Origin of the sequence: Frankia sp. CcI49 (genome assembly GCF_001983215.1) — a bacterium.
GTDB lineage: Bacteria > Actinomycetota > Actinomycetes > Frankiales > Frankiaceae > Parafrankia > Parafrankia irregularis.
Genome location: NZ_MOWP01000018.1, coordinates 79,355 through 101,118, shown reverse-complemented (window position 1 = coordinate 101,118; position 21,764 = coordinate 79,355). Strand labels below are relative to the sequence as shown.

Below are 21,764 nucleotides of genomic sequence, written 5' to 3'. Positions count from 1 at the left end.
GGGTCTGGTGCGGGTCCGGTGCTGGTGGGAGGGGTGCTGGTGGGAGGGGCCGTTGGCTGGTTGGTGGTGGTGGGGTTGGGCTGTCGGCAGGGCATGCCAGTCTGACAAGATGACCATCGTGGAGGTTCCGGTGGGTGAATTCGGGGTGTCCGGCGGTGGTGAGCGGCTGCTGCTCGCGGACACCCCGTCGTTGTATTTCCGTGCCTTTCACGGGGTGCCGCGGTCGGTGCGGGCGCCGGACGGGATGGCGGTGAACGCGGTGCGGGGGCTGCTGGATGTGCTGGCCCGGCAGATCGTCGAGCTGCGGCCGCGGCGGCTGGTGTGCTGTTTCGACGCGGACTGGCGTCCGGCGTTTCGGGTGGCGCTGATCGCGTCGTACAAGGCGCATCGGGTGGCCGATCCGGTGTCGGCTCCGGTGTCCCCGGTGGCGGATGCCGGTGGTCCGGGTGTGGCGGGTCTTCAGGCCGGTGGTGCCGGTGGTGTGGTCGTGGAGGAGGTGCCCGACGAGTTGGAGGCGCAGCTGCCGGTGATCGATGCGGTGCTCGCGGCGTTCGGGATCGCGCGGGCGGAGGCGGCGGGGTTCGAGGCCGACGATGTGATCGCGACGTTGGCGACCCGGCACAGCGTGGGCCGGGTGGGTCCGGTGGACATCCTGACCGGGGACCGGGACCTGTTCCAGCTGGTGTGTGACGACGCCGGGGTGGCGGTGCGGTACGCGGTGGAGAAGTTCGCGCTGGTGGATGAGGCGTCGGTCAGCGCCAGGTATGGGATCCCGGGCCGGGCGTACGCGGATTTCGCGGTGCTGCGGGGTGATCCCAGTGATGGGCTGCCCGGGGTGGCGGGGATCGGTGCGAAGACGGCGGCGGCGCTGCTGGTGCGGTTCGGGTCGTTGTCCGCGGCGTTGGCGGCGTTGGACGCGGGGGTGGTCGAGGGCTTCCCGGCCCGGGCGGCGGCGCGGCTGGCGGCGGCGCGGGACTACCTGGCGGCGGCGGTCGGGGTGGTGGCGGTGGTGCGGGATGTGCCGCTGGAGGCGGTGTCGGGGGTGTTGCCGGTGGCGCCGGTGGATCCGGTGGCGTTGGCGGAGCTGACCGCGCGGTACGGCCTGGCCGGGTCGGTGGGGCGGTTGACGGCGGCACTGGCGGCCGTCGCCCCCGCGTAGCCATCTGACGGGCGCCTGACGGCCGTCGGAGGCCGGGTGGGGGGCGTGTTCGCGTCGGGCCGGGGTGTGGGGAGTGTCACGGTGAGCGCCGCGTGGGTGCCGCTGGGGACATCCGGGATCGTCCGCGCGCACGCGGAGGGGGTCTGCGGGGGTCTGGTCCGGTCCGGCAGGGTGGAGGTGTTGCTGCGGACCGTGACGTGACGGCGGTGTGGGTGGATCGGTGCGGGCCGCCGGCACGGCCGAACCGGCAGTGACGGTAGGTTGCCCCTCATCTGACAGCGTGGGTGTACACGCAGGTGACCGATGGGTTCGTTCGTCGACGGTCCGGGGTCGCCTACTGTTGCGCACCGAAGGCCCCGCGTGGGCGTCGGGTGCGGGTGAGGGTGGAGGTGACCTGGTGGGGCTGCGCGAGCGGCTCGCGGGCAGGCGTGTGTTCATGACCGGGGTGACCGGGTTCGTCGGTGAGGCGCTGCTGGAGCGGCTGCTTTCGGACTTCCCGGATACCCGGATCGTGGCTCTCGTCCGGCCCCGGGGTAGCCATTCGGGTGCGGCCCGGCTGGCGCGGATGACTCGTAAGCCGGCGTTCGCCGGGCTGCGGGAGCGGCTGGGCCGGGAGGGGCTGGCCGCGCTGCTCGCCGAGCAGGTGCAGGTCATCGAGGGTGACCTGGCCGACATGGGGGCGTTGCCCACCGACCTGGACGTGGTGATCCACTGCGCCGGGGAGGTGTCGTTCGACCCGCCGATCGACGAGGGGTTCGCGACCAACCTGGGTGGGGTTCAGGAGCTGCTGCGGGCGGTGCACGCCAGTGGTGCGCGGCCGCATGTGGTGCATGTGTCGACGGCGTATGTGGCCGGGTTGCGGTCGGGGCACATCGCCGAGGGCCGGCTGGCGCACGAGGTGGACTGGCGGGCCGAGCAGGCTTCGGCCGGGCGGGCGCGGCAGGCGGCGGAGGACGCGTCGCGGTCGCCGGAGGTCTCGGCGCGGCTGCGGGAGCAGGCGGCCGGCGAGCATGGCCGGGCCGGGGCGCAGACGGTGGCGGCGGCCGCGGAGACGGCGCGACGGGACTGGGTGGCGCGGCGGATGGTCGCCGCCGGTGCCGAGCGGGCGCAGGTGCTGGGGTGGACGGACGCCTACACGTTCACCAAGGCGCTGGCGGAGCGGTATCTGGAGGAGTCGCACGGCGATCTGCCGTTGACGATTGTGCGTCCTTCGATCATCGAGAGTGCGGTCGCGCGGCCGTTCCCCGGGTGGATCGAGGGGTTCAAGATGGCCGAGCCGCTGATTCTGGCGTTCGGTCGTGGGGAGCTGCCGGACTTCCCGGCGTCCCCGGACGCGGTGGTCGACATCATTCCGGTGGATCTGGTCGTCAACGCGTTGCTGGCGGCGGCGGCGTCCCCGCCGCCGGTGGACACCCCGGCGTACTACACGGTGTGTTCGGGGTTCCGTAACCCGTTGCTGTTCCGGGATCTGTACGAGTATGTGCGGGGCTATTTCCTGGCCCATCCGCTGCCGAAGCGGGGCCGGGGTGCGATCGCGGTGCCGGAGTGGCCGTTCGCCGGTTCGGTGGCGGTGGAGGCGAAGCTGCGCCGCGGGGAGAAGGCGGTGGAGTGGGCGAACCGGGCGTTGGGGCATGCGCCACGGTCGGAGCGGGTGCGCCGGTGGGCGGTGGATCTGGAACGGTCCGAGAGCCGGGTGGCGTTCCTGCGCCGCTATTCGGATGTGTACCGGGCGTACACGAGCGCGGAGCTGGTCTACGTCGACGATGCGACGGCGGCGCTGCACGCGGCGATGGAGCCGGCGGACCAGGAGGAGTTCGGGTTCGATCCGGCCTGCTACGACTGGCGGCACTATCTGCAGGATGTGCACTGCCCGGCGGTGACGGCGGTGCTGCGCCGGCCGCGGGATCCCGCCCCGGCGCGGCGTGGGGCGGGGAACCTGTCCGCCGGCGACGGGGTGCTGGCGGTGTTCGACCTGGATGGGACGCTGGTGTCCTCGACGGTGGTGGAGTCCTACCTGTGGCTGCGGCTGGCCGATGCGGGGCCGGCGGAGCGGGCGCGGGAGATCGCGTCGTTGGCGCGGGCGTTGCCGGGGTATCTGCGGGCGGAGCGTCGGGACCGGGGGCATCTGATCCGTTCGGTGTACGGCCGGTACGCGGGGGTGGACCCGGCGGAGCTTGCGGAGGTGGTGGCGCAGGCCGGGGCGGATGTGCTGCTGCGGCGGGTGAAGCCGGCGGCGGTGCGGCGGGTGCGTGAGCATCGGGCGGCGGGGCATCGCACGGTGCTGCTGACGGGGGCGGTGGCGCCGCTGGTGGCGCCGCTGGCGCCGTTGTTCGACGAGATCGTCGCCACCGAGCTGGCGGTCGGCGCGGACGGTCTGTACACGGGCCGGTTGTTGGCGTCGCCGCTGGTCGGGGATTCCCGGGCGGCGTTCCTGGATCATTACGCGCGCCGTCGGGGGGCGGATCTGGAGGCGTCGTGGGCGTACGCGGACAGCCTGTCGGACCTGCCGATGCTGCGCACGGTGGGTAATCCGGTGGTGGTCAATCCGGATGTGGCGTTGCACAAGGTGGCCCGGGCGTCGGGGTGGCCGATCGAGGAGTGGCCGTCGACGCCCGGTGAGTCGCGGCTGCTGGTCGGCAGCCGGGTGGAGCGGGGTCTGTTCGCGGCGGCGGCGGCCGCCCAGGGCCGTGGCGCCGGCGGCGCGGGGCGTGCCGGTGGTCGCGGTGACGGTGGGAACGGTGGGGATGCGACGGTGGTTCGGGTGGGAGTGGGTGAGGGCCGGTGACCCGCGGTCTGGAGCTGTACCGGTCGTTGCCGCGGTACGCGGCGGCGCGGGTGGTGTCGGGGCGGCTGCCGCGGCTGTCGTCGATGGCGGCGACGTCCGCGGCGCCGCTGCGGCTGGTGGACCGGGGGGATCCGGCGTTGCCGGGGCCGGGCTGGGTGACGGTGCGCCCTCGGCTGGCGGGGATCTGCGGGTCGGATCTGGCGACGGTGACGGGGCAGAGCTCGTTCTACTTCTCGCCGTTGGTGTCGATGCCGTTCACGCCGGGCCATGAGATCGTCGGTGATCTGCAGGAGGCGGTGACGCTGGCGGACGGGCGGCGGTTGGCGGCCGGGTCGCGGGTGGTGATCGATCCGGTGCTGGGCTGTGCGGCGCGGGGGCTGGAGCTGTGTCCGGCGTGTGCGGCGGGCCGGTCGTCACGCTGTGACTCGATCACGGTGGGTCATCTGTCGCCGGGGTTGCAGACGGGGTACTGCGCGGATACCGGGGGTGGGTGGAGCCGCGCGATGGTGGCTCATCACAGCCAGTTGCATCCGGTGCCGGACACGCTGGTGGATGAGCGGGCGGTGCTGGTGGAGCCGCTGGCGACGGCGGTGCACACGGCCGGGCGGGCGCGGATCGCGACCGGGGACCGGGTGCTGATCGTGGGCGCGGGGGCGGTGGGTCTGCTGACGTTGCTGGCGGTGCGGGCGTACACCAAGGCCGAGCATGTGACGCTGGTGGCGAAGCATCGCCGGCAGGTGGAGCTGGCCCGCCGGTTCGGCGCCGACGAGGTGCTGGCACCGGATGACGCGGTCGGTGGGGTGCGCCGGGCGAACCGGGCGTTGCGGCTGACGCCGCAGCTGGGTGGGGATTTCCTGCTCGGTGGGGTGGATGTGGCGATCGACTGTGCGGGTAGCGCGTCGTCGTTGTCGACGGCGTTGCGGGTGACCCGTGCGGGGGGCCGGGTGGTGCTGTCGGGGGTGCCGTCGGGGTCGGTGGATCTGACTCCGCTGTGGTACCGGGAGCTGGAGCTGGTCGGCACGTACGCGTCGTCGGGCGGTGCGCGCCGCGGCGACCCCGACCTCGGTCTCGATCCGGCTGCGGCCGGTGTGGAGGGCGGGCCTGACGACGAGTCGGATTTCGGCCGGGCGTTGGCGTTGGCCGCGACGGCGCCGCTCGACGGGGTGGTGTCGGCGGTGTATCCGCTGGCACGGTGGCGGGAGGCGTTGGATCACGCGTTGTCGGCGGGGAGGCTGGGTGCGGTGAAGATCGTGTTCGATCCGGCGGCGTCGGCGTGATCGGGGTGAGACACGCCGGCAGGTGCGGGGGCAGGTGCCGGGGTGCCGCGGGACGTGGCACGGTCGGGCTAGTCGAGATTTTCGGGATTGTCGTCCCAGGCGGCGGGTTCCGTCGCGGGCCGGGCGGGTGCGGGGGCACCGCGTCCGGTCGGGGTGACACACAGACGAGGGGAACGTGCAGGTGAGACCGGGGTTCGTGCTCGAGGTCGACGAGCGCACACCTCCGCTGCTGGTGCACCAGGGTGAGGGGCTGACGCTGGAGCGGTTCCCCCTGGGTACCCGGGTGGTGTATCCGCCGGAGTCCCTTCCGGGGGTGGGCGATGTGGACGCGGCGATCGCGGACGCGTTGGAGCATCCGTACAACTGTGAGCCGTTGCGGGAGCTGCTGCGGCCGGGGATGCGGCTGACGATCGCGTTCGACGATCTGTCGATTCCGCTGCCGCGGATGCGCCGTCCGGATGTGCGTCAGCGGATCATCGAGCAGGTGCTGACGCTGGCGGCGGCGGCCGGGGTCGACGACGTGGTGCTGATCGCGGCGAACGCGTTGCATCGGCGGATGACGGCGGCGGAGATCGAGCACATCGTCGGGGAGCGGGTGTTCCGGTCGTTCTGGCCGGACAACCTGTACAACCACGACGCCGAGGACCGGGACAACCTCCTGCACATCGGGGTGACCGACCACGGTGAGGATGTGGAGATCAACCGGCGGGCCGCGGAGAGCGACCTGCTGGTGTACGTGAACGTGAACCTGGTCGCGATGGACGGTGGGCACAAGTCGGTGCCGATCGGGCTGGCGTCGTACAACAGCATCCGCCACCATCACAACTCGCACACGATGGTGCGTTCACGGTCGTTCATGGACCACACCCGTTCGGAGATGCATTCGTCGGCGTGGCGGATGGGTCGGCTGCTGGCGAACCATCTGAAGATCTTCCATGTCGAGACGACGCTGAACAACGCCTGTTTCCCGGACAAGTACAGCTTCCTGACCCGCCGGGAGTGGGAGTGGTCGGTGCGGGACCAGGCGATGGCGTACGGGATGAGCCGGGGGCTGTCGGTGATGCCGTCCCGGCCGCGGCGCAAGCTTTTCCATGATCTGCTCGCCGACTACCAGGTGACGGGTGTGTTCGCCGGGGAGACGGAGACCACCCACGACCAGACGATCGCCAGTGTGCACCGTCAGCAGCTCGTCGAGGTGGACGGGCAGTCCGACGTGCTGGTGGCGGGCCTGCCGTATGTGGGCCCGTACAACGTGAACTCGGTGATGAACCCGATCCTGGCGACCTGCATGGGGCTGGGGTATTTCTTCAACATGTACCGGGGTAAGCCGCTGGTGCGGCACCAGGGCGCGATGATTCTCTACCATCCGGTGACACCGGAGTTCTCCCAGCTGCACCATCCGTCGTATGTGGACTTCTTCACCGAGGTGCTCGCCGAGTCCACCGACCCGGCGACGATCGAGGCGAAGTTCGAGAAGCAGTACGCGACGGACCCGTGGTACATCCACCTGTACCGCACCTCGCACGCCTATCACGGCGTCCACCCGTTCTACATGTGGTACTGGGCCGCGCACGGCATGGACCACCTGGGTGATGTGGTGTGGGTCGGGGGGGATCGGGCGGCGTGCGCGCGGATGGGTTTCCGGGCGGCGTCGACGCTCGCGGACGCGTTGGAGATGGTGTCGGGCACGGTGGGCCGTGATCCGTCGATCACCTACCTGCACACCCCGCCGCACACGATGGCGGACGTGCGATGAGTCCGGCGGGCCGCTTCGGTGGGCCGCCGCGGCCGGGGATCTCCGCGGCGGAGGTCGTGCGGGGGTTCCGCTGGGGTAACCGGTCGCTGGTGCCGGCGTCGGCGCAGGCGCACCGCCCGCCGACGCCGGCGCGGGAGTTCCCGACCGCGTGGGCGCGCAGCACCCCGGCGCGGGCGGCGCGGACCGCGTTCCTGGAAGGGGCGATGAACCCGCTGCTGCACGCGGCGCTGACCCCGACGGTGGCCGGGGCGGAGGTGTTCGACGAGGTCGGTGACGGCCCGGTGATCGTGGTGTCGAACCACTCCAGTCATCTGGACGCCCCGCTGCTGCTGTGTGCGCTGCCGCGGAAGGTGCGGGAACGTACCGCGGTGACGGCGGCGGCGGACTACTTCTTCGAAAGCACCTGGCGGGGCCTGTCGACGGCGTTCGCGTTCGGGACGGTGCCGATCGAGCGCCGGGGCGGGGTGCCGTCGACGTTGCCGCTGGATCTGCTTCGTGACGGGTGGAACCTGGTGGTGTTCCCCGAGGGCACCCGGTCGCAGGACGGGGCGCGGGGCCGGTTCCGCCTCGGTGCGGGGTATCTGGCGGTGACCGCGGGGGTGCCGGTGGTGCCGGCGGCGTTGCGGGGCGCGTATGCGGCGATGCCGCGTGGGCGGGCCTGGCCGTTGCCGGGTCGTCCGCGGGTGTCGGTGCGGTTCGGGTCGCCGATCCGGGCCGGGGACGGTGAGGATGTGCGGGTGTTCACCGCCCGGCTGTCGGCGGAGGTGGACCGGCTAGGGGTGGAGGACTCCACCAGCTGGTGGGCGTCGCTGCGGGCGTCCGGTGCTGGTGAGACGTCGGTGTCGACGTCGTCGGGTTCGGTGGCGGTGCCGCCGGCGCGGGCCGGGCGGGGTGAGGCCCCGGTGGCGCGGTGGCGGCGGGTGTGGGAGGCCACCGAGCCGCCGGCGCCGGTGCGGTCGCGGTCGCCGTGGGAACGCTGATCACACCGGGCCGGTGATGTGACTCTCGTCACATCAAGATCGTCTTGTGGATAAACCTGTTCATGGTGCGGTGGGTAGTCGGGGTGGGCCTGGGGATGACCTGTGGGTCAGGGCCTTCCCCGCCCCCGTGCGCGAAGTCAAGGCGTTGCCTCACGCTGTGTCACAGGTATGACTGGATACATGGCTCTGCTGCACCGCTCCGACCGCCCCGAGCGTCGTCCCGTCGACCGGCCCGTACCGGCCGCGCGCCCCGCCGCGCGCGTCGGTGGGCGTCCCAACGCCGCCGGCCATCCCACGGCGCTACCGGCCCGTCCGGGCCCGGACACCGCGGGAGATCGCGACCCGCGGGTCCGTTCACGTCGAACCCAGGGCGCGGTCCTGGCGGTCCGCCGGCCCGCCGGCACCGGTGACGATGCGGCCCCACCCGCCGGTCCGACCGGACGGGCGTTGCCGCCGAGCGTGGCGCGGGTCGCCGCGCGGACCCGGCTGTCCGCCGAACTGCTCGCCGCGATCCTGGAGGTCGAGGACCGCACCCGCGCCACCCTCGACGACATGGAACGCGCCGACGCGCTGGCCGAGCGGCTTCTCGCCCGCCGCCGCGACCGGCTGGCCGCGGCCGCCAGCCCCGCGGGCCGGCTGTCCGCCTGAGGAGCGGCCCGTCAGCGCCTCTCAGCGCTCGGCGGGGTCGATGAGCGCGTCCGGCAGATGCGACGGCTCGAAGACGCCGAGCAGGTAGCGGTCCGGCCGAACGACGGCGATCCGTGCGCGGCCGTGCCGCCCACGCATGCACAGCACGGTGCCCTCCAGGTCCTCGACGACAAGGTCCTCGACGGCCGGGCCGCCCGCGCGGATGTCACCGGCCCGGCCGGGGCCGGTGACCGTCACCACGGCGGCACCGCGGCGGTCCGCCCACCGTCGGACCTGCGGGGGCAGGTGCTCGCCGGGGTCGACACCGAGCCCGAGCAGCGCCCAGGACAGGCCGAGAAGGTCGTCGAGGTGGCCGGTCGTACCGGCCGATGTGCGTACCCGCGGGTTCGCCAGGACCCGGCCGGCCCAGCGGCCACCATCGCGCCGTGTGCGCGCCGCCCGGGGCAGGCGGGTCCGGGGCCGCGCCGCCCCGGAGCGCAGCGCCTGGCGCAGACCGGGGGTGTGCGCGGCGGTGCGCAGTGTCATCCGCAGCAGCGCCGCGCGGGTGGGGCTGGTGGTCTGCACGACCCGGCCGGCGCGGATCGCGCGGGTGGTGATCGCCGCCACCTGGGGTCGGCGTTCCCGCTCGTAGTCGTCGAGGGTCCGCGGGTCGCGGCGCCCGGTGACGACCTCGGTCAGCCGCCAGGCCAGCGCGGCGGCGTCCCGGATGCCGGAGGCGAGGCCCTGCCCGGCGAACGGTGGCATGGTGTGCGCCGCGTCCCCGGCGAGCAGGACACGGCCGACCCGCCACCGGTCGGCCATCCGGGCGTGGAACGTGTAGACGGCGGCCCGTTCGATCGTGACCGTGCCCGGGTCGATCCAGGGTGTGAGCAGGCGGGTGACCGTCTCCGGCCGGGTCATCCGCGCGGGATCCTCGCCGGGGAGCAGCATCCACTCCCATCGGTGTCCGCCCGGCATGGGCATGGTCACCGCCGGCCGGCGCGGATCGAGAACGAAGGCGATGTCGGCGGGCATGGGCAGCGGCCCGGGTGAGCGTGTGTCGACGACGAGCCAGGGCTGCGCGAAGGTCGTGCCCTGGTACCCGACGCCGATCAGGGTGCGCACGGTGCTGGACGCGCCGTCGCAGCCGACCACCCAGCGTGTCTGGACGGCGCTGCCGTCGTCCAGGTCGACCTGCACCGCGTCGGGGCCCTCACGTAGCCCGCTCACTCCCACCCCGAGGCGGACGTCCACCGAGGGCAGGTCGGCGAGGCCCGCGCGCAGGGAACGTTCCAGGGACGGCTGGTGGATGAACGCTCCGACGGGTACGCCGAGCTCGGCGGGGCCCTGGCCCGCGGCGAGCAGCAGATGTCGGTCCGGGCCGACGAACGTCGCTCGGGCCGAAGGGCGGACCTCGTCGAGCAGACCGGCCATTCCGGGGAGGCGGACGAGCAGGCGTAGCACCTCCTCGTCGAGGCCGGCGGCGCGCGGACGGGGATATGTGCCGGTGGCCGGATCCACCACCAGCACGGACACCGCCCGCTCGCCGAGCAGCGTGGCGAGGACCGCGCCCACCGGCCCGCATCCGGCCACCAGCACATCCACCGTCGTCATCGCTGCCCCCGCCCGCAGGTTTCTACAAAGCGTAGAAGACGCGGGTGGCTGTCGCCGGCGTTCTCCCGGTCCGGCGGCCCGGAAACGGTGGACCCGGCGAAAGCCTCAGGCGGAGGCTTCGGCCGGGCCGGTGTAGGGGATGAGCGGCAGCAGCCCGGGCCCGGCGACGGAGACGATCTCGTTGACCCGGCGGCTGAGCATCCGGGAGGGATGCACGTCGAGGATCGCGACGATGTCACCGAGCAGCCGGGAGGCCTGCGGCGGGTCGTCCGGTGCCAGGGCGCTGGCCAGGCAGGCCAGCGCCCAGCCGCGTTCGATCGTGCCGGAGCTGGTCAGGTCGACCGCGATCCGGGCCAGGTCGGCGGCGCTGTCACCGCCCATGCGGGCGACCACGTCGGCGACGGCGCAGGCCTCCCGGACCTCGTCGAACGCCGGCCAGCCCGGATGGCGCAGGCCCTGCACGCAGGGCCGGGTGGCGAGGCGGTCCAGCGCGATCAGCGCGGTGTCGCTGTCGCCGAGGGTCGCCGCGGCGGCCGCCTCGATCGCGGCCGCCCACCCGCACAGGTAGGGGTGCCCGGCCGCGGCGGCGCGCCGGGCGGCACCGGCGGCGGCGTCGTAACGGCCGGTGACGAACGCGACGAGTGCGTCGAGGGTGGCCGCCGTCCCGGTCAGCAGCGGATCGTCGAGCTGGGCGGCGAACTGGTCGGTGAGGGTCGCGAACCGCCGTGCCGAGGGGTCGTCACCCGACTCGACGGCGAGCACTCCCAGGTAGAAGGACAGGAAACCGGCGATGCCGGTGAGCTCACGGTGGGTGGCCGGGGACAGCCGCCGGCCCAGCGCGGCCTGCGCGCGGCGCCAGTCGGAGATGACCGGGCGCAGCAGCAGGGTGGGCGGGGTGGTCAGCAGGGTGGTGGCGTAGCGGTGCAGCCGGTCGTCGAACTCCGCCATCGTCAGCGGGTCCGGGTCGGCGTAGGCGATCTCCCGGGAGAGCATCGCGGCGGCACGGGACGCCGCGGCCAGCCCGTGCCGGTCGCTGTGGACGGACTCGGGCAGCTCGACCCGACTCATCCCACGTCCTTCCCGCCCCCGGCCCGCTGCGGGGCTGGTGGGGCCGTTACGTTCCCGGCGGGCCCGGGGCAGTGCCGGTGCCACGCCCCGCGACGGTCCGTGGCGTGGCACGGACCGGTTGATCCGGACCGCTGGTGCCCTGACCGCTGGCACCCTGACCACTTCGGTGCGTTGCATCACCATTGCGGCGCTGCGTCACCATTGCGGCAACGATCGGTGACCATCGCACGCTACCGCGTCCGGGGTCGCAGCGCGCAGTGGATATGTGATGTCGTGGTGGCCTGGCACCATCGCGCTCCTGCTGCCAGGCTTGGCTCCTGCTGTACGTCGATTGTTGTCCACGTCCTGGTGTGGAGTACAGGTTTCAGCGGGAATGTGGTGTGTTACGGCGTTACGAGGGGCGTCCCTCTTCGTGTCGTGCGCCCGCGGAACGCGGGATCCACCGATGAGCAAGTGTTCACTAAGTCTTGGCGGCGGGGTGAACGATCGCCTAGTGTTGGCCTGCCTCGAACCGCGGAGGTGGCCGGTCGGCGTCAGGCCTCGCAACGGGCGCCTCGCGATCCCAGGAGGCAGCGATGATCACCGAGAAGCTCGCCGCGGCGTTAGCCCGGCACTGGGAGGACGGGTTCAACCAGTACGACGTCGACCTCGTGATGGAGCCGATCGGCACCGACATCCTGTTCAGCTCGCCGTTCGTCCAGCGGCGAACCGGTGACCCACAGAAGGTGACCGTCGAGGGCTACGACGCCTTCCGCGACTACATCGACGACTCGATGCGCCGCCTGCCCGGCATCCGGTACAGCATCGAATCATCCCTGGTGAGCACCCAGACGGTCGTGTTCGTCTACAGCTTCAGCTTCGCCGACGGCACGTCCGCGAGCGGCGTCGACTACCTGCGTCTCGACGACGCCGGCAAGATCGTCGAATGGCGGTGTCACTACCCGCAGGCCTTCGTCGACGCCCGCCTGTAACCGGCGAGGGCACCGGTGGAAGCGCCCGGGAACAGCACGTCGTGGGAGCGGCACGTCGGAGGTGGGCTGGATGTCGGTGCGGACCAGGATGCGCTGGGTGTCCAAACACGGTGCGGTGCGGCTCGCGCTGAGGCAGGCGCACCGCCGCGGCGACCTGGCGACGCTCGCGACGATCGACCCCGCCTCCGCCCCCGACCCGCTGAAGGTCTACGACGACCTGCGCGCCGCCGGCCCGTTCGTCCAGGGCCGGCTGGCGACGGTGACCGCGAGCCATCCGGCCGCGGCGGCGCTGCTGCGCGACGACGCGTTCCGAGCCGCCGGAGACCTGTCCAAACTGCCGCTTCCGCTGCGGGCACTGGCCCGGATCAGCTACGACCCGGCGGCGAGCGGACCGATCGACCCGCCGTCGCTGCTCGCCGTGAACCCCCCTGACCACACCCGCCTGCGCCGCCTCGTCTCTCGGGTGTTCACCGCCCGCGCGATCGACGCGCTCCGCGGCGAGGTCGAACGCACCGCCCATCACCTGCTCGACGTCATGGCCGCCGAAGGCACCGTCGACCTGGTCGAGCGATACGCCGCCCAGCTGCCGGTGACCGTCATCACGACCATCCTCGGTGTCCCCGCCGACATGCGCGCCCAGTTCCTGCGCTGGGGCGCCGACGCCGCCGCCACCCTGGACGTCGGCCTGCCCTACGCGGACTTCCAGCGGGTCGAAGCCGCGCAGCGAGCGGTCAACAGCTGGTTCGCCGGCCATTTCGCACAGCTGCGGCGCGCTCCCGGCGACGACATCCTCAGCCGGCTCGTCGGCCTCACCGGCGACGGTGAGCAGCTCACCGAGACCGAGCTGACCGCCACCGCCCAGCTGCTGCTCGCGGCCGGCTTCGAGACGACCGTCAACCTGCTCGGCAGCGGCACCCTGGCGCTGCTCGAACATCGCGAACAGCTGGAGTCGCTACGCGCCGACCCGTCCCGCTGGCCGAACGCGATCGAGGAGATCCTGCGGATCGAATCCCCGGTGGCGCTCACCACCCGCGTCGCCGGCACCGACACCGAGCTCCTCGGCGTCGCCATGGCGGCCAGGCAGCTCGTCGTCGTCATGCTCGCGGGCGCCAACCGCGACCCGGCGGTGTTCGGCGACCCGCATGTCCTCGACGTCCAGCGCGCCAACGCCCGGGACCATCTGGCGTTCTCCGGCGGCATCCACTTCTGCCTCGGCGCGGCCCTGGCTCGGCTGGAAGGGGAGATCGGTCTGCGGCTGCTGTTCGAACGGTTCCCCGACCTGGCGCTCGCCGGCACGCCGCACCGCCGCCCGACCCGCGTCCTGCGCGGCTGGGAGACCATCCCCGTCCACGTCGGGACGTCGGCGCGCACCGCCCGGTAGGCACGGGATGCCCGGCGGCGTAGGGTCACCGGCATGAGACTGCGACGATGTTGATGCTCCGGTCGCTCCCGGACTGAGGCGGGTCTCGCCCGCCGGCTGTACGCGTACGCGGCGTGCGAGGACGCGGTGCTGCTCTACCCGTTGTACGCGCTGCTGTTCACCGAGCACGGGCTGTCGCCTGCCGCGGTGTCGTCGCTGTTCGCGCTGTGGTCGCTGACGGCGTTTCTCACCGAGGTCCCTTCCGGTGTGCTCGCCGACCTGGTGTCGCGGCGGCTTCTGCTGGTCGTGTCGCCGCTGCTGTCCGCGGCGGCGTTCGCCCTGTGGACGCTGGCACCGGGCTACGGCACCTTCGCCGCCGGTTTCGTGCTCTGGGGTGTCGGCGGCTCCCTGCGGTCGGGTACCTGGCAGGCCCACATCCACGCCGAACTGGCCGTCCTCGGCCGCGCCGGCGCCTACCCGCGGCTGATCGGACGGGCCGAGGCGGTCGGCACCGTCTCGGCGCTGCTGTGCGCCCTCGCCGCCGGCCCCGTGCTGGCCGCGGGTGGATTCACCGCCGTCGGCCTCGCCAGCGTCGCCGCGCCCCTGGTGGCCGCCGTCGTCGCCCTCACCCTCCCCGACACGCGTGCGCGCCCGCTCCCGGAGCACGAGGTCGCGGCATCCGGCGACGGGACGGAGGGTGTGACCGAGCCGGGAGCACGCCAGGTCCTGCGCGAAGGGGTCGCCGCGCTGCGCGGGGCGGCACCGGTACGGGCCGCCGTCGTGGCGGTCGCCGGTCTCGCCGCGGTGCTCTCCCTCGACGAGTACCTGCCACTGCTCATCGCCGACACGGGTCTCGCGCTCACCGCGGTCCCCTTCGGCTACGGGCTGATCCTGGCCGGCGACGCCGCCGGAGGCTGGCTCGCCGACCGCGGCACCGAGCATCCCGGCCGGGTCCTGGCCGGCGGTGGCTGCGCGCTCGCCGTCGGCGCGTTCAGCGCCACCCCGGCCGGGCTGGTCGGGGTGGCGGTGGCCTTCGGTGTGCTGCGGTGGGCCGCCGTGCAGGCCGACACCCGCCTGCAACGCGAGACCGCCGACTCCTCCCGGGCCACGGTCAGCTCACTGGCCGGCTCGGCCGCGGAGGTCACCTCGCTGGCATCGTTCGGGTTGTGGGCCCTCGGGTCGGCCTGGGCCGGGCCGGCGGTGCTGTTCGGCTGCGCCGCGCTACCCGTCCTCGTGCTCGCCGTGACCTGGCGCCGCTGAGAAGGAGCGCGACCCGGTCGGCCCGCCGTCGCGGCCACCCGCCCCGGTAACAAACCCGCCGGCTGATCACCCCAGATCACCCTGGGCGATCGTCCCGCGGCGTTCATGCTGGGAACTGCCTGCGTCCCGATCCGACCCGATCCGACGAGGAGTCGCCCGTGTCCCCGATCCAGAACAGCCCGCGGGAGCCGGTGGGGCATGCGCGCTATGCGGGCCTGGGAACGTTCGCCAGACTGCCCCGGCTCGACGAGGTGAGCCGGGCCGACGTCGCTGTCCTGGGAGTTCCCTTCGACTCGGGGGTGAGCTATCGCCCTGGTGCCCGGTTCGGCCCGAATCACATCCGGGAGAGTTCACGGCTGCTGCGGCCCTACAATCCGGAGCTGGGTGTCGCGCCGTTCCAGACACTGCAGGTCGCCGACGCCGGTGACGTCGCGGCCGGGCCGTATGACCTGCACGGCGCGCTCACCGCGATCGAACGCCACGCGCGGGACCTGCTCGACGGCGGCGCCCGGCTGCTGACCATCGGCGGCGACCACACCATCTCACTGCCGCTGCTGCGCGCGGTCGCCGCCGTGCGCGGGCCGGTCGCCGTCGCCCACTTCGACGCCCACCTCGACACCTGGGAAGGCTCCTACGGCAGTGCCTTCAACCACGCCACGCCGTTCCGCCGCGCCGTCGAGGAAGGTCTGATCGACATGGAGGCGAGCATCCACGTGGGGGTGCGCGGTCCCCTGCCCGCCGACACCGACCTCACCGACGACGCCCGGCTCGGCTTCACCGTCATCACCGCCACCGAGATCGAGCTGGACGGCGTCCGTGCCGCCGCGGAGCGCCTGCGGGCCCGGATCGACGGCCGGCCGGTGTACGTGTCCGTGGACATCGACGTCCTCGACCCGGCCCACGCACCCGGCACCGGCACCCCCGAGGCGGGCGGGCTGACCAGCCGGGAACTGCTGGTCCTGCTCCGTGAGCTCGCCTCGGTGGACGTCGTGTCCGGTGACATCGTCGAGGTGGCGCCCGCCTACGACCACGCTCAGATCACCGGGATCGCCGCGGCGCACACGGCGTACGAGATCGTGTCGACCATGGCTGTCACCCCGCACCCGGCGCGATCCCGACCGGCCCACGCCGTGCCCACCGATGCCGTGCCCGCGCCCGCGGACGCCGCGACGGCATAGGCGGACCTCGGCAGGCTCAGCAGGCGCGGCGCAGGGTCACAGACCGACCCGCCCGGACGGGTTGTCCGCGTCGAACAGCCGCCCGGCCCGCACATACGACTCCAGCGACGCCGCCGACCGCCAGCGGCCCTGCCGCATGATCGACCGGTCGTTCACCCCGGCGCGGGCCGCGGCTGTCGCGAACCCCGACCGCAGCGAATGACCGGCGAAGTCGGCCGGGTCCAGTCCGGCGGCGGCCACCCGCCGCTGCACGATCCGCGCCACCGATCCCGGGTACAGCCGCACCGTGCCGACCTGCCCGTGCCGGTTGATTCCGCGGAACGCCGGCCCGTCGGCCAGCGGGGTGCCCGCCGCCGCGGCCGCCGCGACCCAGCCCCGCCACGCCCGCACCGGGCACGTCGGCCGGTACGACCCGTACGCCAGGCCGACCTGTGCCCCGGCTGCCTCCTGGTCGGTCTTGGACCGGCGCACCGTCACGACCAGCCCGTCGTCGGTCTCCACCAGGTCGGCGGTGTCCAGGCCGACCAGCTCGCTGCGGCGCAGGCAGCCGGCGAACCCCACCAGCAGCAGCGCCCGGTCCCGCACATCGGCGAGGTGGGTGTCGTCCAGCCCGGCGACCACCCGCGACAGCAGCGACGTGTCCAACGCCGCCTTCCGGCTCGGACGCACCCCGCGAGAACGGCGGATACCGTTCCACACCGCCGACACCTCCGCCGCCGCGGTCGGGTTCGTCACCCGGGCCAGCTGGTGGGCGACCGAGATCGCCGCGAGCCGGCGGCGGATCGTCGACGGGGCGTAGCCGTCGTCGGCGAGCGCGGCGATGTAACCGGCGACAGTGACAGCGGAGGCGGGGACGGCGACCAGCGCCACCGGCTGGCCGGCGCACCAGGCCCGGAAATGACGCAGGTCCGCGTCGTAGGCCCGCCACGTCGCCGCAGACCGCGATGCCCGGGCATAGTCCCCGACCCGCTCGGCCAATGGCTCCGCGAGCTCCCCCCCGAGCTCCCCGCCGGGCACGGGCACCATCGCACCGCCGGCGCCCACCACCTCGCCTTCGAGCACCTCACCCGCGAGCGTCTCGGTCGCGCTGGTCGCGCTGGTCGCGCCGGACGGGTCACCCGGGTCGGCCGGTGCTGGCGGGCCGGCCACGGTGACAGCAGGGGAGGGAGTCACCAACGCGCCGTCACGGCCGTCACCGTCGCGATCGTCGTCGACACCCTGCCCGACCACCACCGGCTCCCTCCCGCCCCGCCGCCGTGCCCCTGCTCGATGATCGTAGGCTCCGCCGCGGCGCGGGGCCGGCGGCGACCGGCCCCTACCGGCCGGCGTGGCGCAGGGCGTCGATCCCGACGTCCAACGCGGCCTGCAGATAGGTCAGCCGACCGGTGGACATGAGCATCAACACCCCGCCCTGCACGCCGGCCAGCAGCGCGGCGGCATGGCGGGCCGGGTCCACCTCGGCGCCGACCTGACCGGTGGCCCGCATCGCCGCCACGCCAGCGGCCAGTTCCGACTCCCAGCGGCCCATCAGCTCCGCCACCACCGCCTGCGCGCCGGGAGTCGCCCGCCCCACCTGGGTGAGCAGCCCCCCGAGCGGACAGTCCCGGCCCTGCGCCTGATAGCGGGCCAGCACCCGGTCCCGCCAGCCCTCCCACGCGGCCCACGATGTCAACGCCCCCAGCTGGGGCTGCTGGTCGGCGAGCACCTGGTCGGCCTCATGGCGGGCCACCGCGAGCAGCAGGTCCTCGCGGCCGCCGGGGAAGTAGTGGAACAGCTGGCTCTTGCTGGTCGCGGTCTGCTCGCGGATGTCGTCCAGCGTCGTGGCGGCGACGCCGTGCGTGCGGATCCGCGCCGCCGCGCCGGCGATGATGCGCGCCCGGGTGGCCTCGCCCTTCGACGTCAACGCCCGTGCCATGGCCCCACCCTCCCATTTCTGGACTTGCGGGTCCAATTTCTGTGGGGCAGAGTCCGACCCGGCACCAGCCAGACCGCACCATCCGAACACCGCCCTCACCATCACAAGGCAGGTCGCCCGCCATGACCATCAGCCCTCTGCAGGACCAGACCGCGCTGGTCACCGGCTCCACCGACGGCATCGGAGCCGCGATAGCGACGCAGCTCGCCGCCGCTGGCGCCCATGTCCTCGTCACCGGCCGCGACCACGGCCGCGGGCGGGACGTCGTCGCCGCCGTCGCCGCCGCCGGTGGCACGGCCACGTTCCTGCGTGCCGATCTCGCCGGCGGCTCCGCCGCCGTCACCGGGCTCGCCGCCGCCGTCCACGACACCACCGGGCGGCCGCTGGACATCCTGGTCCACAACGCCGCCCGCCTCGTCGACCCGGCACCCACCGACCAGGTCGACGAGGACGTGATCAACGGCGTGCTCGCCGTCAACGTCACGGCAGCGTTCCTGCTCACCGCGGCGTTCGCGCCCGCCATGGCCGCCGCCGGCAGTGGGGCGATCATCAACATCGGATCGGTCAACGGGCTGATCGGCATGGCCGGGTCCGCGCTCTACGGTGCGTCCAAGGCCGCGCTGCATTCCCTGACCCGCTCCTGGGCCGCCGAATACGGCCCGCGCGGGGTGCGGGTCAACACCATCGCGCCGGGCCCCACCCTCACCCGGCGGACCGAGGCGATCAGTGATCACCTTGCGCCGATGCTGGCGCGGGTCCCGTCGCGGCGGGCCAGCACCCTCGACGAGGTCGCCGCCGCCGCGGTCTTCCTCGCCGGCCCGGCCGCGGCCAACATCCACGGCGCCACCCTGACGGTCGACGGCGGCTGGTCCGCGCTGTAGTCGCCGCCGGCGGCTGCGGCGCAGGGTGCGGCGAGACGCCGCCGGCGGGAGGGCGGGGGAGTGCGCCGGTGGCGACGGACGCCTGACCGATTTCTTCAGTAAATCTGTCGACTAGGTCGACTTGTCGGCTGTCGCGGGCCTAGCATGAGGCTCATGAGCCGCAGGTCACCCCTCGCGCGCCGCGTGCACGTGGACTGCGTCCGCGTCGCGAGCGCCCTGTGTCCCGCCCGGCCCTGACCTCCGCCCGGCCCTGACCGGCAGGCGCCGGATCCACGGCCCATAGGCCCGTAGCAGGCCGGCGTGCCCCGCCACCGGTCACACCGCCGACCCGCAGAGCCCCGACCCCGTCGTGGCTGCCTGCCGCATCTCCGCGCCATCGCAGGGCCGCCCGCCCACGCCGCACGGCCACGCGCGCCGTACCCGCAGCCGCCCTACCGGCCACCGCACCCCGCCCCGAGGAGCCCACCGATGACCACCGCAGCCCCCGCCCAGGCCCTCACCAGCCGGGCGGCACTCACCATCACCCAGCTCACCTCCCGCATCGGCGCCATCGTGGACGGTGTGCGCCTGGGCGGCGACCTCGACGCGGACACCGTCACCGCGATCCGCGCCGCGGCCCTGCGGCACCGGGTGATCTTCTTCCGTGGGCAGGACCACCTCGACACCGCCACCCAGATCGCGTTCGCGCGGCTGCTCGGCCCGCTCACCCAGGCCCACCCCACCCAGGCACCGCTGGCCGGCGAACCCCTCGTGCACGAACTGGACGCCAGCCGCGGTGGCCGCGCCGGCGCCTGGCACACCGACGTCACCTTCACCGACCGGCCGCCCGCCTTCTCCATCCTGCGTGCCGTCACCGTCCCACCCCATGGTGGTGACACCCTGTGGTCGAACACGGTCGCCGCCTACCACGAGCTGCCCGCCGAACTACGCGAGCTCGCCGAGAAGCTGCGGGCCCACCACACCAACCAGCATGACTACGGCCTGCGCGAATCCGACCTGGCCGGCCTGCCCCAGGAGATCATCGACCGGTTCCTGGAGTTCCGTTCCGTCGAGTTCGAGACCGAACACCCCGTCGTGCGCATCCACCCCGAGACGGGGGAGCCGTCCCTGCTGCTCGGTGGTTTCGTCAAGCAGATCAAGGGGCTGTCACCCAGCCAGTCGACGAACCTGCTGCGCACCTTCGGTGACGCCGTCGCCCGCCCGGAGAACACCGTGCGCTGGCACTGGAAGACCGACGACGTCGCCATCTGGGACAACCGGTCCACCCAGCACTACGCCGTCAACGACTACAACGACGCCCCCCGTGTGGTGCACCGTGTCACCGTCGCCGGTGACATTCCGGTCGGACCCGACGGCCGCCCCAGCGTTGTACGCGCCGGCGACGCCACCGCGTACTCGCCGATCGCCACACCCCCGGGCGCGGGTAGCTGACCCGCCCACCGGCCGCCGTTGCCGGGGTGGGGTCGCCCGTCCCGCCACCCCACCCCGGCAACGGCACCGTCCCTCCTCCGGGCCGACCGGGGGAGGGAAAAACACATGGCCTCGCCGCAGCCTGTCTGCCAGGGTGATCGGATGATCAAAGAGGATCTTCCGGGTGGTCTGGTGGCACGTCGCCCCCGCGCCGACGACCAGCCGCGGGTGCTGGCCGTCCTGGACGACTGGTGGGCCGGCTTCGGCGGTGACGCCGGCTCCCTGCAACGCAGCCGGCTGCTGCCACGGCTGTTCTTCGAGCACTTCACCGCCAGCAGCTACCTGGTCGAACACGCCGACGGCACGGTCGCCGCGTTCCTCATCGGCCTGCTGTCACCGTCGCAGCCCGACGTCGCCTACATCCACTTCGTCGGTGTCGACCCGGCGCTGCGCCGCCACGGCGTCGCCGCCGCCCTCTACCGCCAGTTCTTCGCCGACGCGGCGCGGTACGGCCGCCGGCAGGTCCGCTGCATCACCAGCCCGGGTAACACCACCTCGCTGGCGTTCCACACCGCGCTCGGTTTCCGCGTCGAACCCGGTGACATCACCGTCGACATCTCCGACGCCGTCGGCGGATGCACATCCGAGCCCGACATCCCACAGGGCAGGGTCACCGCCCACCGGGACCATGACGGGCCGGGACTGCACCGCATCGTGTTCACCCGCCCCCTGACCGGCGAACCACCCACGACCAGGTCCCCGTCCACGACCACGTCCAGCACATCCAGGCCGGCATCCGCGCCGGTCGGCCCGCACACCGGAGGTGACGTCCGGGTGTGCTTCCTCGGGGACTCGTTCACCGCCGGTGTCGGTGACCCCGCCCGCCTGGGCTGGGTGGGACGTCTCGCCGCCGCCACCGACCCCGACGGCACCTACCTGACGACCTACAACCTCGGGATCCGCCGCGAGACCTCCACCCAGATCCACACCCGGTGGAGGAGCGAATGCCTGCCGCGGCTGCCCGCGGGCACCGACAACCGGCTGGTGCTGTCCTTCGGCGTCAACGACACGACCGTCGACGACGACACCACCGTCACCGGGCAGCGGCCACGGGTGCCGCTGGAGGAGTCGGTCGCCACGGCGCGCACCCTGCTCACCGAGGCCCGTGGGCTGCTGCCCGTGCTGATGGTCGGCCCGCCACCCGGGCTCGACGAGGTCAGGAACAGTCGCATCCGCGCTCTCGACGTGCGGTACGCGGCCGTCTGCGGCGCCCTCGACGTCCCCTATGTCAGCGTCTTCGACGCGCTCGCGGCCCGGCCGGAGTGGGCGGCCAGCCTCGCCGCCGGTGACGGCGTCCACCCCGGAGCCGTCGGCTACCAGCTGCTCGCCGACCTTGTCAGCGGCCCCTGGCGCAGCTTCCTGAACACCAACGGCTCCTGAACACCGGTCCCGGCCGGTCCCGGCCGGCCCCGGCCGGTCCCGGGCGCGGGCCGGCCGGGACCCCCCGGCAGGGCTGACCGGCT

General features: G+C 73.3%; 17 protein-coding genes. 13 read left to right on the top strand and 4 right to left on the bottom strand.

The features are described 5' to 3' along the window. Window positions 1-130: 130 nt before the first annotated feature. The 6 genes from CcI49_RS17850 to CcI49_RS43375 all read left to right on the top strand — a co-directional run bounded on the left by CcI49_RS17850 (window position 131) and on the right by CcI49_RS43375 (window position 8,605). Window positions 131-1,159: a 5'-3' exonuclease H3TH domain-containing protein gene (locus CcI49_RS17850; protein ID WP_235498336.1), complete on the top strand. Its 1,029-nt coding sequence runs from the start codon at window positions 131-133 to the stop codon at window positions 1,157-1,159. Between the two features lie 397 nt (window positions 1,160-1,556). After that, on the top strand, window positions 1,557-3,944 hold the full coding sequence (locus CcI49_RS17845; protein WP_076827888.1) for an HAD-IB family hydrolase: 2,388 nt from the start codon (window positions 1,557-1,559) through the stop codon (window positions 3,942-3,944). Next, window positions 3,941-5,221, top strand: coding sequence for an alcohol dehydrogenase catalytic domain-containing protein (locus CcI49_RS17840; RefSeq protein ID WP_054570130.1), 1,281 nt, complete (start codon window positions 3,941-3,943; stop codon window positions 5,219-5,221). The genes CcI49_RS17845 and CcI49_RS17840 overlap by 4 nt, the downstream gene beginning before the upstream one ends. A 175-nt stretch (window positions 5,222-5,396) precedes the next feature. Then, a complete protein-coding gene (locus CcI49_RS17835; RefSeq protein ID WP_076827886.1) occupies window positions 5,397-6,977 on the top strand; it encodes a lactate racemase domain-containing protein in 1,581 nt (526 codons plus the stop codon). Beyond that, complete coding sequence (locus CcI49_RS17830; RefSeq protein WP_054570128.1) at window positions 6,974-7,957, top strand: lysophospholipid acyltransferase family protein; 984 nt, start codon at window positions 6,974-6,976, stop codon at window positions 7,955-7,957. Before CcI49_RS17835 ends, CcI49_RS17830 begins: the two co-directional genes overlap by 4 nt. 168 nt (window positions 7,958-8,125) lie before the next feature. Continuing rightward, window positions 8,126-8,605, top strand: a complete 480-nt coding sequence (locus tag CcI49_RS43375) for a hypothetical protein (protein WP_241840124.1) — start codon at window positions 8,126-8,128, stop codon at window positions 8,603-8,605. 21 nt (window positions 8,606-8,626) lie between these two features. On the opposite strand, the gene CcI49_RS17820 is transcribed toward CcI49_RS43375, so the two are convergent. Beyond that, entirely contained in the window at window positions 8,627-10,198 is a 1,572-nt protein-coding gene (locus CcI49_RS17820) for a bifunctional 3-(3-hydroxy-phenyl)propionate/3-hydroxycinnamic acid hydroxylase (RefSeq protein WP_076827884.1), read from the bottom strand. A gap of 105 nt (window positions 10,199-10,303) precedes the next feature. Further along, the gene (locus CcI49_RS17815; RefSeq protein ID WP_054570126.1) at window positions 10,304-11,266 is read right to left on the bottom strand and encodes a hypothetical protein; all 963 of its coding nucleotides are present in this window, start codon (window positions 11,264-11,266) and stop codon (window positions 10,304-10,306) included. A 575-nt stretch (window positions 11,267-11,841) separates the two neighbouring features. On the opposite strand from CcI49_RS17815, the gene CcI49_RS17810 reads away from it, so the two are divergent. The 4 genes from CcI49_RS17810 to speB all read left to right on the top strand — a co-directional run bounded on the left by CcI49_RS17810 (window position 11,842) and on the right by speB (window position 16,035). Beyond that, entirely contained in the window at window positions 11,842-12,237 is a 396-nt protein-coding gene (locus tag CcI49_RS17810; RefSeq protein WP_054570125.1) for a nuclear transport factor 2 family protein, read from the top strand. A gap of 76 nt (window positions 12,238-12,313) precedes the next feature. Further along, entirely contained in the window at window positions 12,314-13,618 is a 1,305-nt protein-coding gene (locus tag CcI49_RS17805; RefSeq protein ID WP_198955563.1) for a cytochrome P450, read from the top strand. 126 nt (window positions 13,619-13,744) lie between these two features. Then, complete coding sequence (locus CcI49_RS17800) at window positions 13,745-14,857, top strand: MFS transporter (RefSeq protein WP_235498334.1); 1,113 nt, start codon at window positions 13,745-13,747, stop codon at window positions 14,855-14,857. A gap of 158 nt (window positions 14,858-15,015) precedes the next feature. Next, window positions 15,016-16,035, top strand: coding sequence for an agmatinase (speB, locus tag CcI49_RS17795; protein WP_054570123.1), 1,020 nt, complete (start codon window positions 15,016-15,018; stop codon window positions 16,033-16,035). 36 nt (window positions 16,036-16,071) lie between these two features. Here speB and CcI49_RS17790 read toward each other — a convergent pair whose 3' ends face one another. After that, window positions 16,072-17,061, bottom strand: a complete 990-nt coding sequence (locus CcI49_RS17790; RefSeq protein ID WP_235498359.1) for a tyrosine-type recombinase/integrase — start codon at window positions 17,059-17,061, stop codon at window positions 16,072-16,074. Between the two features lie 289 nt (window positions 17,062-17,350). After that, window positions 17,351-17,950, bottom strand: coding sequence for a TetR/AcrR family transcriptional regulator (locus CcI49_RS44180; RefSeq protein ID WP_054570122.1), 600 nt, complete (start codon window positions 17,948-17,950; stop codon window positions 17,351-17,353). 122 nt (window positions 17,951-18,072) lie between these two features. Here CcI49_RS44180 and CcI49_RS17780 point away from each other — a divergent pair, with 122 nt between their 5' ends. The 3 genes from CcI49_RS17780 to CcI49_RS17770 all read left to right on the top strand — a co-directional run bounded on the left by CcI49_RS17780 (window position 18,073) and on the right by CcI49_RS17770 (window position 21,681). Beyond that, the gene (locus tag CcI49_RS17780; protein ID WP_076827881.1) at window positions 18,073-18,831 is read left to right on the top strand and encodes an SDR family oxidoreductase; all 759 of its coding nucleotides are present in this window, start codon (window positions 18,073-18,075) and stop codon (window positions 18,829-18,831) included. Window positions 18,832-19,299: 468 nt separating this feature from the next. Continuing rightward, the gene (locus tag CcI49_RS17775) at window positions 19,300-20,262 is read left to right on the top strand and encodes a TauD/TfdA family dioxygenase (protein WP_076827879.1); all 963 of its coding nucleotides are present in this window, start codon (window positions 19,300-19,302) and stop codon (window positions 20,260-20,262) included. A 141-nt stretch (window positions 20,263-20,403) separates the two neighbouring features. Continuing rightward, window positions 20,404-21,681: a GNAT family N-acetyltransferase gene (locus CcI49_RS17770; RefSeq protein WP_241840123.1), complete on the top strand. Its 1,278-nt coding sequence runs from the start codon at window positions 20,404-20,406 to the stop codon at window positions 21,679-21,681. The last annotated feature ends 83 nt before the right edge of the window (window positions 21,682-21,764 follow it).